Origin of the sequence: Peptoclostridium acidaminophilum DSM 3953 (assembly GCF_000597865.1) — a bacterium.
Classification (GTDB): Bacteria; Bacillota; Clostridia; order Peptostreptococcales; family Peptostreptococcaceae; genus Peptoclostridium_A; species Peptoclostridium_A acidaminophilum.
This window is the reverse complement of record NZ_CP007452.1, coordinates 1,303,006-1,317,771: the sequence shown is the minus strand read 5'-3', so window position 1 is coordinate 1,317,771 and position 14,766 is coordinate 1,303,006. Positions and strand designations below refer to the sequence as shown.

Here is a 14,766-nt window from a genome sequence, read left to right as displayed (position 1 = left end):
TGAACGGAGGAAATGCGCTAATGGGCATAGTGATTAAAAAATTCGGCGGAACATCGCTTGAAAACATACAAAGAATGAGAAGGGTCGCAGACATTATAAAAGGCAGCGTAGAGAGCGGCAATCAGCTTGTGGTGGTTGTTTCTGCAATGGGCAGAAAAGGGGCTCCGTATGCAACAGATACGCTTATAGATCTTTGCAAAGACATAAGCGGCAGTGACGTCAGCCTCAGGGAGATGGATATGCTCATGTCGTGCGGAGAGATTATATCAGGAGCAGTGCTCGTGCATGTGCTGAGAGGCTGCGGAATAGGAGCAGTTCTGCTTACTGGTGCACAGGCAGGCATAATGACGGATGACAAGTTTTCAAATGCGAGCGTGCTGGAGGTTGATCCCAAAAGAATTCAAAGCGAGCTAGAGCATGGCAGGGTTGTAATAGTTACTGGTTTCCAGGGCATCTCAAGGGATGGGGAAATTACAACGCTGGGCAGAGGCGGCAGCGATACCTCGGCGGTGGTAATAGGGAGCGCGCTCAATGCCAGCGTTGTAGAGATATACACCGATGTAGAGGGGATAATGACGGCTGATCCCAAAATTCAGCCAAATGCGCGCACTATAGAAAATATCAATTATGACGAGGTGTTCCAGATGGCCGAAACTGGCGCGAAGGTAATACACCCAAGGGCTGTGGAGGTTGCAAAAAACAGCAACATAGTCCTTAAGATAAAAAACACGCTCAGCGAGGGCGAAGGTACAAGCGTGGGCTACAGCAAAGGAAAGGACACGTACAACATGAACAAGAAGCTTATAACAGCCGTTGCAAGCAAGGATAACGTGGCTCAGATCATGGTAAACACCAGCGACATTGCTATGTTTTCTAAAATACTAGACGACATAAAAGCCCAGGATATAAGCATAGACATGATCAACTTTTTTATGGTCCAAAAGGCGTTCACGGTAAACGGCGACGAGGTAAGCAAAATAGAGGAGACGCTCAAAAAATACGATACAAAATACACAATTGCGACTGAATGCTCCAAGGTGACTGTCATCGGAGACAGGATTACAGGCATACCCGGAGTTATGTCGAGGATAGTGACTGCTCTAAGCGGCGTGGACGTAGACATACTCCAGACAACCGACTCACATATGACCATATCGTGCCTTATAAAGACAGAAGATGTAAAGAAAGCCGTGAATTCACTGCATGATGAATTTGCGCTTTACATGTAGTGCCTTCCGGGGTGAATAAGTTGAAAAAAGCCAGAAAAGGGCAGGAAAGAAAAAAAAGAGCCTCCAGGGAGGCCGCAAAGAAAAACGGCCGTGCAAATATTTTCGAAGGCATAGCCATTGCTTTTGCTGCAATGTTCATGCTGCTAAGCCTTATGGGGATGGCGACGGGCGAAATCGGAAGATGGACAAGGCTGCTGCTTGGCGGAATTTTTTCAAGCTTTTCCATTGCGGTGCCGCTTCTGCTCATATGGATATCGGCTGGAAAGCTTTCTTCAAACATAGAGAGCATCAAGTTCACAAGATACAGGCTTCATTACGTGTTTTTCGCAGGCTGCCTGCTGCTGTATTGCGTTGTAAATGCGGCTGCTCTTCAGGCGAGTATAAGCGGAATGGGAGACATTAAGAGGGCATTTGTTGCAGGAGAGAGCATGCAAGGCTGCGGGCTTGCAGGCCTTTTAGTTTCGGCTAGTATTGTAAGGCTTATAGGAAGCGACGGCAGCATGCTAATGGGCATATCCTTGCTTCTCTTTTCGGTGGCATTTGGATTTGATGTGCCACTGCTTAAAAAAACCGCCCAGTTACTTAAAGGCGTGATTTCATTTGCACTCAAATCAACAAAGGCGGCATTTACTGCAGCGCAAAAGCGCAAGAAGAAGGTTCCGGTGAGGAAGAAAGAGGCAAAACCAAGCGAAGAATTTGAAATAGTAGACTTCAAAATAACAAACTCGCCTCAGGATAACAGGGCGTCTTTGGAAGCTGTTGAAAATATTTCGGTGCAGGGCAAGGAATCGGCTGAAGCTGCCGAGGCTCCGCCTAAAGAAGCAAAAGACGGCCTAAACGTCAGCGAGGAGCAATCGCAGATTTGCTATTGCAACTATAACATACCTCCTGTGACAATGCTAAGCAGAAATGAAAGCATAAGCAGCAGCGGGGACAAGATGGAAATAAAGGATACGGTAAAGATGCTTGAGAAGACACTGCTTGATTTTGGGGTGGACGCAAAAGTCAGCCAGGTTAGCATAGGCCCTGCGATAACAAGATACGAGATACAGCCAAAATCAGGAGTCAAGGTAAGCAAGATTGTAAATCTTTCTGATGACATCGCACTCAACCTTGCGGCTCAAAGCATAAGAATAGAGGCGCCGATACCGGGCAAGTCTGCGGTCGGCATTGAAGTTCCAAACAAATCAAGGGAGAGCGTACACCTTAGGGATATTGTGGAATCAGGCGCATTCAAGGCTGCCAAATCGAAGTTGAGCTTTGCCATAGGCAAGGACATTTCAGGAGCTCCTGTGGTTGCTGATATCGCAAAGATGCCGCACATGCTTATTGCAGGCGCCACAGGAGCGGGAAAAAGCGTATGCGTAAACTCGCTAATAATGAGCATTTTGCTGAACGCAAGGCCGGACGAGGTCAAGTTCATAATGATAGATCCCAAGGTGGTTGAGCTCAGCGGCTACAACGGCATACCACACCTGCTGATACCTGTAGTGACTGACACTAAGAAGGCGGCCATGGCCCTTAACTGGGCGGTATCAGAGATGACAAGGCGATATGGAGTATTTGCAGAAAACAACGCCAGGGACATCGAGGGCTACAATCAGAAAGCAGATGAAAAGCTGCCCCAGATAATAGTGATAATCGACGAGCTTGCGGACCTTATGATGGCAAGCCCCAAGGAAGTAGAGGATTCGATATGCCGCCTTGCCCAGATGGCCAGGGCTGCAGGCATGCATCTTGTCATAGCCACGCAAAGGCCTTCTGTAGACGTTATTACTGGCCTGATAAAAGCCAATATACCGTCACGAATAGCTTTTGCTGTATCCTCATCGACTGATTCAAGGACTATAATCGATTCCGGCGGCGCCGAGAAGCTCCTCGGCAGAGGCGACATGCTGTTTTATCCTGTGGGTCAAAGCAAGCCTACAAGAGTCCAGGGAGCGTTTGTAGATGAAGGAGAGATCAAGAGCGTCGTGGAGTTTGTAAAGGATCAGGAATTCAAGCAGGAATCCGAATCAGGCGGGATTTCGCAGGAAATAGAAAGCATGGCCACGGCAGAGGAGGAATTCGAGGACGAGCTCATGTCGGAAGCCATTGAGCTTGTAATATCGTCAAACCAGGCTTCGGCCTCAATGCTTCAGAGGAGGCTGCGCGTCGGCTTCAACAGGGCGGCAAGGATGATAGAGGAAATGGAGAAAAAAGGCATAATAGGACCTAGCGAGGGAAGCAAGCCAAGGAGAGTGTTGCGTTCAAGAGAGGACTAGGCGTATTTGGAAGGTGGTCAATTTGAAAACTAAGGTTATTGAAATAGACGAGGCTCTCAGGCTTGATAATTGCATATTCATAGATGTAAGATCTCCTGGTGAGTATACTGATAACAGGATAATGAATGCGAGGAATCTGCCCCTTTTGGATGATGATGAGAGGAAGATAGTTGGTACTCTCTATAAGAACATGGGCAAGGAGGATGCGGTTGAAAGGGGACTCGAGCTTGTCTCCCCCAAGCTATCCGAATACTATAAGCAGTTTGCACAAATAGCAGGCGAGTATGAGAATGTAGTCGTATACTGCTCAAGGGGCGGCATGCGAAGCAAATCAGTAGTTGAGCTGATGAATTCCACAGGCATGAATGTGCTCCAGCTAAAGGGCGGCTACAAATCATACAGAAACTATGTCATAGACTACCTGAGCCGAGTGGGCGAACACAAGAAATTCATAGTGCTTCACGGCCTCACGGGAGTCGGCAAGACGGAGGTGCTCAAGCTGCTTCAGGATGAGTTTTGCGTGCTCGATCTCGAGGAGCTTGCCAAGAATTGCGGCTCGGTATTTGGACACATATGCTATGTTGAGGATCCGCCGTCGCAGAAGCTGTTTGAGACAGCAATATTCGACGCTATATACAACTCGCAGGATGAGTATATATTCACAGAAAGCGAGAGCAAGAGGGTGGGCAGTGTTATGCTGCCAAACGAAATATATGAAATGATAGTAAGCCCGGATTCGCTGCACATACTGCTTGAAGCAAGTCTTTCGGATAGAACAAAAAGGCTTGTGGACCAGTATGTAAGGTTGAGCCTCAAGGATGATGAAAAGCTCATGGAGGCCGTAGGCTATCTTAGAAAACGTATGGGCAATGAGAAGGTGGACTTTCTGCTTGAGCGCATAGCTGCAAAGGACTATAGCGGAGCAGTCGAGAAGCTCATTGGAGAGTATTATGATCCGATGTATAATTATTCAATAGACAAGTATAAATACGATGATCGTATAAACACTGACGACATAGACAGCGCGCTTGGGAGCATTAGGAATTTCAAAGCGGCGCTTTCCAACACATAAGAAGGAGCAGATTATGTATAAAATTGCAATTGAATCGCTGGGATGCTCAAAGAACCTGAACGACTCGGAGATAATGGCGGGGATTCTCGAAAAAAACGGCTACAAGCTTATAACCGAGTTTGAAGCTGCGGACATAATAATAGTAAACACATGCGGCTTCATCGAGTCGGCCAAGGAAGAATCGGTTGACGTCATACTTGAAATGGCGGGCTATAAAAAAAGCGCAGCTTTGAAATATCTGATAGTGACAGGCTGCATGGCCCAAAGGTACAGCCAGGAGCTGCAAAGCGAAATACCAGAGATAGACCTCATACTGGGCACAACCAGCTTTCCTCAGATAGCCAAGGCCATAGAGGGCTTGGACAGCCAGGGCAAACTCAGCATAATCGAGGACATAGACAAGGATATAGCTGAAAATCTGCCAAAGAAAAAGCTGACGCCGGATTATATGGCATACGTTAAAATAGCGGAGGGCTGCGACAACAAATGCACATACTGCATAATACCGAAGCTAAGGGGAAAATACAGGAGCAGAAAGATAGAGGATATAGTAGCGGAGGTTGAAGAGCTTGCCAAATCCGGAGTAAAAGAAGTGATCCTAATAGCGCAGGATACCTCTAGATACGGCATTGACATATACGGCAAAAAAACGCTCCCGACGCTGCTCCGGAGGCTTTCGCAAATTGAAGCGATTGAATGGATAAGGGTGCTCTACACATACCCGGAGGAGATAGACAGCGAGCTCATAGATGCCGTAAAAAACAGCAAAAAGGTATGCAGCTATTTCGATATGCCGGTTCAGCACAGCAGCAACAGGATTCTAAAGCTGATGAACAGAAAGACGACGAGAGAGGATATGCTCAATAAAATAAGCCTTATAAGAAAGGCTATTCCGGATGCCGTAATAAGGACAACGCTCATAGTCGGCTTTCCTCAGGAAAGCGCAGAGGACTTTGAGGATCTCAAGGATTTCGTAAGGACGGCGAGATTTGACAGGCTTGGAGCATTTACATACTCCAAGGAGGAGGGAACCGCGGCAGCCAATCTACCAGGGCAAGTGGACGAGGCGGTAAAGCTCGCCAGAAAAGAAGAGGTAATGCTCTTGCAGCAGGAAATTTCACTTCAAAACAATATGAAACGAGTCGGTGAAAGCTGCCGTGTCATATTGGAGGAAAAGCTCGAGGAAGGACTCTACTCAGGAAGAAGCCAGAAGGAAGCGCCCGAGATAGACGGCCTTATATATGTAAAGGCAAAGGGAGAGCTCCCTGTTGGAGGCTTTGTCGATGTAAGGATAGTTGAGGCTACAGAATACGATGTCAAGGGGGAAACGATATGAACCTGGCAAATAAGCTGACTATTTTCAGAATGGCCCTTGTACCGGTTTTCATGCTTATAATGCTTGCTGATTTCAAATACTCGCTATATGCGGCTGCATTGATTTTTGCCCTAGCCTCATTTACAGATTTTCTGGACGGCTATATAGCCAGAAAGTACAACATGATAACTAACTTCGGCAAGCTCATGGACCCTCTTGCGGACAAGGTGCTTGTCTCGGCGGCGCTCATAACCATGGTGGAAACGGGTATGCTCTCATCCTGGATACCTGTGATTATAATATCCAGGGAGTTTACAATAAGCATTATAAGAGCAATAGCGGCATCTTCCGGAGTTGTTATTGCAGCCAGCAAGTGGGGAAAATTGAAGACTATATCACAGATAGCCGCCATACTCCTTATGCTCCTTGGAGTTCCAGGCGGCATATATGTAATGTGGCTTGCAGCCATACTAACAGTATACTCTGGATATGACTATATAAGGCTGAACAAGTCCATAATAGCATAATCATATGAATCCCTCTGAATAAGGGGGATTTTCCTATAATCAGCAAGGAAGGCTTGACTCAAATGGAAGCATAATATATAATCGAATTAGAACGTTTGTTCTCATTGATTATGAAGAGGTGAATAAAATGGATGATAAGAGAAAAGCTCTAGACAGCGCCATTGCACAGATAGAAAAGGATTTTGGAAAAGGCTCGATAATGAAGCTCGGTGCGGATTCCAGGCTCAATGTGGAATCAGTACCGACAGGCTCGCTCGGACTTGACATAGCAATAGGAATAGGCGGAGTACCAAGGGGAAGGGTAGTTGAGATTTACGGTCCGGAATCTTCTGGTAAGACGACTGTTTCACTTCATATAATAGCTGAAGCACAAAAAAAAGGCGGCATAACAGCTTTTATAGATGCAGAGCATGCTCTTGACCCGGTATACGCAAGGAACCTTGGAGTTGATCTGGATAATCTTGTTATTTCCCAGCCGGACACTGGAGAGCAGGCCCTCGAGATCACAGAGGCGCTTGTAAGAAGCGGAGCCATAGACGTAATAGTTGTAGACTCGGTGGCGGCACTAGTGCCTAGAGCTGAAATAGAGGGCGATATGGGCGATTCTCACATGGGTCTTCAGGCGAGGCTTATGTCTCAGGCGCTCAGGAAGCTTGCAGGCGCCATGAACAAGTCAAACTGTTCGGCCATATTCATAAACCAGCTCAGGGAAAAAATAGGCGTAATGTTTGGAAATCCCGAGACCACCACTGGCGGAAGAGCGCTCAAGTTCTATTCATCTGTAAGACTCGATGTAAGAAGAATCGAGGCGATTAAGCAAGGCGATGAAGTTGTCGGAAACAGGACAAGAGTCAAGGTCGTAAAGAACAAGGTGGCGCCTCCTTTCAAGCAGTGCGAGTTTGACATAATGTATGGAGAAGGCATATCTAAAATAGGCGAGATACTCGACATAGGCGTAGAAATAGATGTAGTAAACAAGTCGGGGTCATGGTACAGCTATAACGACATAAAGCTTGGCCAGGGCAGGGAGAACTCAAAGAAATTCCTCCTGGACAACAAAGAGATGGCAGATGAGATTGAAAAAGCCATAAGAGCCCATTTCGACCTTGAAAAGGACGAACAGATGTCTGCAAAAGACAAGGAAGCGAAAGACAAGAAGGCAGATAAAATAGTATAAAATATATTATGGGACGAGTGAACAAAGGACTGCTGAGCAATTACTATGCAGTCCTTTGTTTTACCATATTCTGTATAACTTGACACTTTAATAAAAAAATTATACAATATGTTTAGCATAAGCTGAAACTAAGGCCTTTAGTATCGGCTGAAACTAAAATTCAACTTAAATAATGAAGCGTAACTTGGAAAAAAAGAAAACAGGAGGTGGATAACATTAGCGTAATTGATTTAGTAGCAGCGGCTTTAGCTGGAACCGGAATAGGTGGCTTTGCAGGATATATAATGAGAAAGAATGTTGCCGAAAAGAAAATTGGCTCTGCAGAGGACGTGGCTAAAAAGATAATTGAAGACTCTAAGCAGGAAGCTGTAACTATAAAAAAGGAAAAGCTTTTAGAGGCTAAAGAGGAAATTCATAGGCAAAGAAGCGAAAGTGAAAGAGAAATCAAGGACAGAAGAAACGAGCTTCAAAGGTTCGAAAGAAGGATTATCCAGAAGGAAGAGACTCTTGACAAGAAGCTTGACAATGTGGAAAAGAAAGAGGAAGCACTCAAGGGTAAATTCAAGGATATCCAGGACAAAGAGGCTGAGGTTGAGGCAGTAAAGCAGCAACAGCTTGAAAAGCTGGAAAGCCTGTCAGGCCTTTCTTCCGATCAGGCAAGGGAACTCATACTCACAAATGCAGAGAGAAAGACAAGGCATGAGATGTCCATAATGATGAAGGACATAGAACACCAGGCCAAAGATGAGGCCGACAAGAAGGCAAGAGAAATAATCACTCAGGCTATACAAAGATGTGCTGCGGACCACGTAGCAGAGACAACAGTAACTGTTGTAAACCTTCCAAATGATGAAATGAAGGGAAGGATAATAGGAAGAGAGGGCAGAAACATAAGAACCCTCGAAACACTAACAGGAATAGACCTTATAATAGATGACACTCCTGAGGCTGTAATACTTTCGGGATTTGATCCAATTAGAAGAGAAGTTGCAAGAATAGCGCTTGAAAAACTTATTGTCGACGGCAGAATACACCCTGCCAGGATAGAAGAAATGATTGAGAAAGCAAAAAAAGAAGTCGAGGAGATAATAAAGGAAGAGGGCGAAAAGGCCACGTTTGAAACAGGCGTCCACGGTATACATCCAGAGCTTATAAAGCTTATAGGAAGGCTAAAATACAGGACAAGCTATGGTCAAAACGCGCTCAAGCATGCTATAGAGGTTTCACATCTGGCCGGAATAATGGCATCAGAGCTTGGAGCCGATGTAAAGCTGGCAAAAAGAGCAGGACTTCTGCATGACATAGGCAAGGCAGTAGACCATGAAGTAGAAGGAACGCACGTAGAGATAGGAATGGATCTTCTCAAAAAGTACAGGGAACCTAAGGACGTAATTCATGCGATGTCGACTCACCACGGCGACTACGAGGCTGAGAGCGTTGAGGCTGTGCTTGTGACAGCTGCAGATGCTGTATCGGCTGCAAGGCCTGGAGCAAGAAGAGAGACACTTGAGTCGTATATTAAAAGGCTTGAAAAACTTGAAGAAATCTGCAACTCATTTGAAGGAGTTGACAAGTCGTTTGCAATACAGGCAGGCAGAGAGGTAAGGATAATTGTCAAGCCTGAAGCTGTTGCGGACGAAGAGATATATCTTATGGCCAAGGAAGTTACATCCAGAATTGAAAATGAACTGGAGTATCCAGGACAGATAAAGGTCAATGTAATAAGAGAGAGCAGGGCAATAGAATACGCAAAATAGACTGCAAAAAGCAGCCGGTAAACCGGCTGCTTTTTTTTATAATGAACATTATGGAATTTTTAAAATAATAAAAGGACAAGAATTCCAAGAACTATCCTGTAGTAGGCAAAAATTTTGAAGTCATGCTTTTTGATGTAGTTCATGAAAAACGATATTACTGCCATGGCTATCAGGAATGAAAAAAATATGCCTGAGAGCAGAGTCGTCCATTCACCGCTGGAAATGGAAAGCCCGTTTTTAAGCAGCGAATACGCAGTTGCACCAGCCATTGTAGGTATTGCCAAAAAGAAGGAATACTCGGCTGCAATCTCTCTGGAGGTGCCTCTGAGCATACCGCCGATTATTGTAGATGCAGACCTGGACGTGCCCGGAATCATGGCCAGACACTGTATTGTGCCTATTATAAAGGCATTTTTGTATGTAAGCTCGTCAAAGGAGTTTATCTTGAAGCTATCGGAGCGCTTTTCAAGAAGCAGAATAGCTATACCCCCTATTATGAGCATTATTGCAACTGTAGTGGGATTAAAGAGTTTTTCCTCTATAAAATCGCCAAACAGGAATCCAAGCACCATAGCAGGAATGAAGCCCACTATTACCTTTTTCCATATGTCGAAAGAGGCCTTGCGTTCAAGCCCGCTCTTTTTTGCACTGAAGGGATAGAGCTTATGCCAATAAAGAACAATAACAGAAAGAATTGCTCCAAACTGTATTATGACGTTGAATGAGTTTGAAAAAGAGCCTGAAAACTGAACCCATTTATTGACGAGAATAAGATGGCCTGTGCTGCTTATGGGCAAAAATTCTGTAACGCCCTCCACGAGAGAAAGTATGAATGATTTCAAAATATCGTGCATTTGAATCCTCCTTGCTTTTTTTAACAACAAGTACAGTATAGCAAAGGTGAAGCGTTATAACAACAATAAAAAAGGCTGCGACTTTAGCCGCAGCCCATACATGCATATTAGATTGTTAAGTTTTAAGTGACAAGCTCTTGCAGGCTTTTCACATATTATGTTAGTATGTGCCGCCTCCGGCAACTCTTACTGCAGCCTGATGCGCCGAGTCCACTTTGCCATTTACATGAAGCATGCTGTTTTTGAAATGAAGGCAGAAATGGCCGTCGACACCGTTATTTTTGATCATGTCATAGTTTATGCCGCGCCCATAGCCTGCGCTTCTGTTGGCGGTGATAGCCTTGTGCGGCTGGTCATCAACTCCGGCATGTGGCATGCCGTTCATGGAGGCTGCTATTGCCTCTGAACCAGCAAATACAATTACTGGTCTCCTGCTCCAGTTGTAAGAGCCTCCCCAAAGCTCCTTGATGATTTCCGCATCCTCCGTAGTCAGGGGCTCTATGTCGGCATGATTAGTGCCGCCTTCAATTACAATTGTAAAAATCTTTCCTGTATTAAAGTCTTTGACCTTAAGTATGTCACTCTGCTTAACTAGCTTGCCCCGAACCTGGCTCCACCAGTCGAGCGCATTGCCGTATGTAGTATTATTGATATACTCTTCCTCGGCATTCAATGCTTTCAAGTGCTGATTGCTTTTGTATGTCGACACCTGTTTAATTAGAAGCGTCTCATAGTAGTTTTTAATCGGCATGCTACTTTGTGATGCAAGAATTATGCCTGTCCCTGGCTTGGAGTAGCCTGCTGTTACAAGTTTTTCATTTGAATCTGTTTGGGCAAATATCATAGAGGTTCCCATGATGGAAACGGTCAGAACAATCAAAATTCTCAGAATTGCCGGTTTCCTAATGCTTATTAATCTGTTTTTCATATAATCATTCCTTTCTGCTGCGCTTTGGCTATACCTAAAATTATACCGCTTTAAACATAAAAATCAATAAAAATTAAAATAAAATTATAAAACGCGGCACTGCGGCATTATCCTAGCCGCCTGATTCCAGACATTGCATACCTGTTGTTTTTATTTTAAACAATTGACTAAATGCAAAATTCTGCATAATATTATTGTAATAATGAGTTTAAGCTGAGGAGAGAATAATATGAAGAGGATATATCTGACAAGGCACGGGCAGACAGAGTGGAATGTTCAAAAAAGATTTCAGGGGCACAGGGATTCTAACCTGACGGAAATGGGAGTAAGGCAGGCTCAGTGGCTAAGGGATTATATGAAGAATAAGCCAATTGACAGGGTATACTCAAGTCCGCTGCCCAGGGCATACACCACTGCACAGATAGTAACAGAGGGAATGGACATTGAAATAGAAAGGCGTGACGGGCTCAAGGAGATGAATTTCGGAGTCTGGGAGGGAATGTCAGAAAGCGATATAAAAGAAAGTAGCGCTGAGCAGCTGCATAATTTCTGGAACAGGCCTCACATGTTTGAACCAGTTGGAGGAGAAAGCTATGAAGAGGCCAGCAAAAGGATAACAGAAGAATTTGAAGACATAGTCAAGAGCAGCAGCGGCTCGAACCTGCTGATGGTGGTTCACGGCGTGGTACTCAAGCTCATACTGCTCCATGCTGAAAACGGCTGCATGGAGGACCTTTGGCAGCCGCCGTTTGTACATCCTGCAAGCCTTAGCATATTGGAATACGATGAAAGGCAGGATTCATACAGAGTCATTAAAAAATCCGACATTTCCCATTACAAAGACCAAATTTAAATTTAAAGCGAAAAAGAGCCATATTGACATAAGGCTCTTTTTTATATGTTGAAAGTCCAATAGCTCATGAATAATCTAAAGGCTCAACAGCTCTATGAACTTGTCAATCAGTGCTTTTGTTTTTTTGAGTGAGTCTAGAGTATCCCTGTCTTTTAGCTTGAAGTATCTTATTCCCTCGTCTGTAATCCTGTAGAGCCTTGTGGAACGGTTTTTAGACGAGGAATCATCTTTCCACCAGCTCTTTATGAAGCCCTCGGCCTCAAGCTTGTGGAGAGTGGTGTATATAGTGCTGTAAGATACGGGGAACGGATATCCTTCAAAATGCTCGCTGAATGCGTCGAATATCTGCTTGCCGTATATCGATTTGCCAAGCGAAAGCTCCTTTAGAACATACATCCTGTAAAGCTCAGTGGTGTTGAAAACAGATCGGGGAGCTAAAAGGTGGTTTCTTCTATTTTCCATGACAACGCCTCCTAAGAGTATTGATCTAAAGTAATATTATCGTAATTGATATATGTATATTGTATCACAAACTTGAGATACAAGGAAGACGCGGTATTTAAATCCTGTTAAATTCTCTGCGGCTCATAATGTTTAAAATTCTATGCTTTAGCCATAGTATCTTGGAGCGTAGAGCCATATAATTATTTTAATTAATATTATCGTAATTGATATATATAATTCAACAAAATAAATCAGAAAAATCCTTGGGAAATCTCGTTAAATAATTATCTGAATTGAAATGATGATTTCGAATAATATATAATAATGAAGCATACTTATATAAATAGAAAGTATGAAAACATCATATATTTGAGGAGTGGTCCGCTTGATTCTCATGATAGACAATTATGATTCGTTTACGTACAACCTTGTGCAATATCTCTCGAGCCTTAACGAAGAGGTCATGGTTTATCGAAATGACGAAATCACAATAGAAATGATAGAAAATATGAATCCAGATATCATAGTAATATCGCCTGGCCCCTGCACTCCTGATGAGGCAGGGATATCCAAGCAGGCCGTTGAAATATTCAAGGGCAGAATACCAATACTCGGAATATGCCTCGGCCATCAGACAATAGGAAGGGTGTTTGGGGGCAACATAGTAAAAGCCAACGAACCAGTACACGGCAAGGTGCATGAGATATCCCACGACGGGAAAGGTGTTTTCGAAGGCTTGAAGAATCCTCTGAAAGTCACAAGATACCATTCTCTCGTAGTTGAAAAGGAAACTCTCCCTGAGTGCCTGGAGATAAGCGCCCAGACAAAGGATGGCGAGATAATGGGTTTAAGGCACAAGGAGTATGAAATAGAAGGCGTCCAGTTCCACCCTGAAGCCATACTGACTGAAATGGGACTTGAAATGCTCAGGAACTTCCTTGTACAGGCAAAGCAAAGGAGGATGAAATAGAATGATAATAAGAGAACTCAGCACAACGCTTGGAAGCTTTGAAATATTCACAGTATTCAAGGACAGAAAAAATTCTTTTTTCCTCGACAGCGGCATGGATCACGAAAAGCTTGGCAGATACTCTTTTGTAGGCTTTGATCCTATTGAAACTATAAAGAGCAAAAATGGCAAGGTGACAATACAATGCAACGGAGACACAAAGGAATTCATATCCAACCCCTTTAGAGAGCTGGGAAAGCTTCTTGAAAAATACAAGAGTAGCTACAGCTGCAGCCTTCCTTTTGCGGGGGGAGCCGTGGGGTATCTCGGCTACGATCTTTGTCACCACGTTGAAAAGCTGCCCAGGACAGCTGTAGACGATGTGGATATTCCAGACATGTTTTTTGGAATATACGACGGCGTAATTGCAATAGACCATGTAGAAAAGAAAACATTTGCTGCTGCCCTCGGTGTTATGAATGACGCACAGCAGATTATAGATGAAATAGAAGCGGTAATTTCAGAGGCTGAAAAAGCTGGAGTGGCAGTAACTATGCCGCAGGCCAAAGGCAATCCTGTAATAGAGAGCAACTTCACGAGAGAGAACTATATAGGCGCCCTGCAGAAAGTAAAGGACTATATAAGGTCGGGAGACATATACCAGGTAAACATGACACAGAGGTTTCATTGCAAGACACAGCTGCAGCCATATGAGCTGTATACGAGGCTGAGGACAATAAATCCCGCGCCGTTTGCATGCTATATGGACTTTGACGAAGGGCACATACTGAGCAGTTCACCTGAGAGATTCATGCAGATTAGAGGCAAGAAGGCACAGACAAGACCTATAAAGGGCACAAGGCCAAGGGGAAGAGATGCGGCTGAGGATGCGATAAACAGGCAGGAGCTAATCGACAGTGAAAAGGACAAGTCGGAGCTGTTGATGATTGTCGACCTTGAGCGAAACGATCTTGGAAAGGTGTGCAAGACGGGGAGCGTAGAGGTGACCGAGCTGTTTTGCATAGAAGAGTATCCTACAGTATTCCATCTGGTATCGACAGTCGAAGGTGAGCTCAGGGACGATGTGAGCGCGCTCGAATGCATAGAGTCGTCATTCCCGGGTGGCTCTATAACGGGAGCTCCAAAGATAAGGGCCATGCATGTTATTGACGAGCTGGAGCCCACACAGCGCAACATATACACTGGCTCCATAGGTTATATAGGCTTCAACGACGATGCCGACTTTAACATAGTAATAAGGACGATACTCCAAAAGGGAGAGGATGCATATTTCCAGGCAGGCGGAGGAATAGTCTGGGATTCGGACAAGGAATTCGAATATGAGGAGACGCTACACAAGGCAAGAGCGCTGATTGAGGCGCTTTGCGGTTAGGAGG

13 protein-coding genes are annotated in these 14,766 nt (G+C 44.6%); 10 read left to right on the top strand and 3 right to left on the bottom strand.

Features of this window, described 5'->3' with window-relative positions:
* Positions 1-20: 20 nt before the first annotated feature.
* From dapG to rny, 7 genes are all read left to right on the top strand, one after another.
* Positions 21-1,229: an aspartate kinase gene (gene dapG / locus EAL2_RS06545; RefSeq protein ID WP_025435596.1), complete on the top strand. Its 1,209-nt coding sequence runs from the start codon at positions 21-23 to the stop codon at positions 1,227-1,229.
* Positions 1,230-1,240: 11 nt separating this feature from the next.
* Positions 1,241-3,493 (top strand): FtsK/SpoIIIE family DNA translocase, encoded by a 2,253-nt coding sequence (locus tag EAL2_RS06540; protein ID WP_242842457.1) that lies wholly within the window; start codon positions 1,241-1,243, stop codon positions 3,491-3,493.
* A gap of 22 nt (positions 3,494-3,515) precedes the next feature.
* Positions 3,516-4,565, top strand: a complete 1,050-nt coding sequence (gene mnmH / locus EAL2_RS06535) for a tRNA 2-selenouridine(34) synthase MnmH (RefSeq protein WP_025435595.1) — start codon at positions 3,516-3,518, stop codon at positions 4,563-4,565.
* A 13-nt stretch (positions 4,566-4,578) separates the two neighbouring features.
* Positions 4,579-5,901 carry a 30S ribosomal protein S12 methylthiotransferase RimO gene (gene rimO / locus EAL2_RS06530; RefSeq protein ID WP_025435594.1) on the top strand — a complete coding sequence of 441 codons (1,323 nt, stop codon included), beginning with the start codon at positions 4,579-4,581 and terminating at the stop codon, positions 5,899-5,901.
* Positions 5,898-6,407 carry a CDP-diacylglycerol--glycerol-3-phosphate 3-phosphatidyltransferase gene (gene pgsA, locus EAL2_RS06525; protein ID WP_025435593.1) on the top strand — a complete coding sequence of 170 codons (510 nt, stop codon included), beginning with the start codon at positions 5,898-5,900 and terminating at the stop codon, positions 6,405-6,407. The genes rimO and pgsA overlap by 4 nt, the downstream gene beginning before the upstream one ends.
* A gap of 127 nt (positions 6,408-6,534) precedes the next feature.
* Positions 6,535-7,584, top strand: a complete 1,050-nt coding sequence (recA, locus tag EAL2_RS06520) for a recombinase RecA (protein WP_038601902.1) — start codon at positions 6,535-6,537, stop codon at positions 7,582-7,584.
* A gap of 215 nt (positions 7,585-7,799) precedes the next feature.
* A complete protein-coding gene (gene rny, locus EAL2_RS06515) occupies positions 7,800-9,341 on the top strand; it encodes a ribonuclease Y (RefSeq protein ID WP_025435591.1) in 1,542 nt (513 codons plus the stop codon).
* A gap of 59 nt (positions 9,342-9,400) precedes the next feature.
* On the opposite strand, the gene EAL2_RS06510 is transcribed toward rny, so the two are convergent.
* Positions 9,401-10,195 (bottom strand): undecaprenyl-diphosphate phosphatase, encoded by a 795-nt coding sequence (locus tag EAL2_RS06510; protein WP_025435590.1) that lies wholly within the window; start codon positions 10,193-10,195, stop codon positions 9,401-9,403.
* 160 nt (positions 10,196-10,355) lie between these two features.
* The gene (locus tag EAL2_RS14780) at positions 10,356-11,123 is read right to left on the bottom strand and encodes a hypothetical protein (protein ID WP_051489104.1); all 768 of its coding nucleotides are present in this window, start codon (positions 11,121-11,123) and stop codon (positions 10,356-10,358) included.
* A gap of 229 nt (positions 11,124-11,352) precedes the next feature.
* Here EAL2_RS14780 and EAL2_RS06500 point away from each other — a divergent pair, with 229 nt between their 5' ends.
* The gene (locus EAL2_RS06500; protein WP_025435588.1) at positions 11,353-11,976 is read left to right on the top strand and encodes a histidine phosphatase family protein; all 624 of its coding nucleotides are present in this window, start codon (positions 11,353-11,355) and stop codon (positions 11,974-11,976) included.
* Between the two features lie 75 nt (positions 11,977-12,051).
* Here the strand turns inward: EAL2_RS06500 and EAL2_RS06495 are convergent, their stop codons facing one another.
* Complete coding sequence (locus EAL2_RS06495; protein ID WP_025435587.1) at positions 12,052-12,438, bottom strand: PadR family transcriptional regulator; 387 nt, start codon at positions 12,436-12,438, stop codon at positions 12,052-12,054.
* A 367-nt stretch (positions 12,439-12,805) separates the two neighbouring features.
* On the opposite strand from EAL2_RS06495, the gene EAL2_RS06490 reads away from it, so the two are divergent.
* Entirely contained in the window at positions 12,806-13,390 is a 585-nt protein-coding gene (locus EAL2_RS06490; protein ID WP_025435586.1) for an anthranilate synthase component II, read from the top strand.
* A gap of 1 nt (position 13,391) precedes the next feature.
* Positions 13,392-14,762 carry an aminodeoxychorismate synthase component I gene (gene pabB / locus EAL2_RS06485; protein ID WP_038601885.1) on the top strand — a complete coding sequence of 457 codons (1,371 nt, stop codon included), beginning with the start codon at positions 13,392-13,394 and terminating at the stop codon, positions 14,760-14,762.
* Positions 14,763-14,766: the final 4 nt, after the last annotated feature.

What these genes read in the sequence shown, in the direction of transcription:
- recA (WP_038601902.1), top strand. Translation starts at nt 6,535, where the DNA reads ATGGATGATAAGAGAAAAGCTCTAGACAGCGCCATTGCACAGATAGAA.
- dapG (WP_025435596.1), top strand. Translation starts at nt 21, where the DNA reads ATGGGCATAGTGATTAAAAAATTCGGCGGAACATCGCTTGAAAACATA.
- EAL2_RS14780 (WP_051489104.1), bottom strand. Translation starts at nt 11,123, where the DNA reads ATGAAAAACAGATTAATAAGCATTAGGAAACCGGCAATTCTGAGAATT.
- rimO (WP_025435594.1), top strand. Translation starts at nt 4,579, where the DNA reads ATGTATAAAATTGCAATTGAATCGCTGGGATGCTCAAAGAACCTGAAC.
- EAL2_RS06495 (WP_025435587.1), bottom strand. Translation starts at nt 12,438, where the DNA reads ATGGAAAATAGAAGAAACCACCTTTTAGCTCCCCGATCTGTTTTCAAC.
- pabB (WP_038601885.1), top strand. Translation starts at nt 13,392, where the DNA reads ATGATAATAAGAGAACTCAGCACAACGCTTGGAAGCTTTGAAATATTC.
- EAL2_RS06510 (WP_025435590.1), bottom strand. Translation starts at nt 10,195, where the DNA reads ATGCACGATATTTTGAAATCATTCATACTTTCTCTCGTGGAGGGCGTT.
- pgsA (WP_025435593.1), top strand. Translation starts at nt 5,898, where the DNA reads ATGAACCTGGCAAATAAGCTGACTATTTTCAGAATGGCCCTTGTACCG.
- EAL2_RS06500 (WP_025435588.1), top strand. Translation starts at nt 11,353, where the DNA reads ATGAAGAGGATATATCTGACAAGGCACGGGCAGACAGAGTGGAATGTT.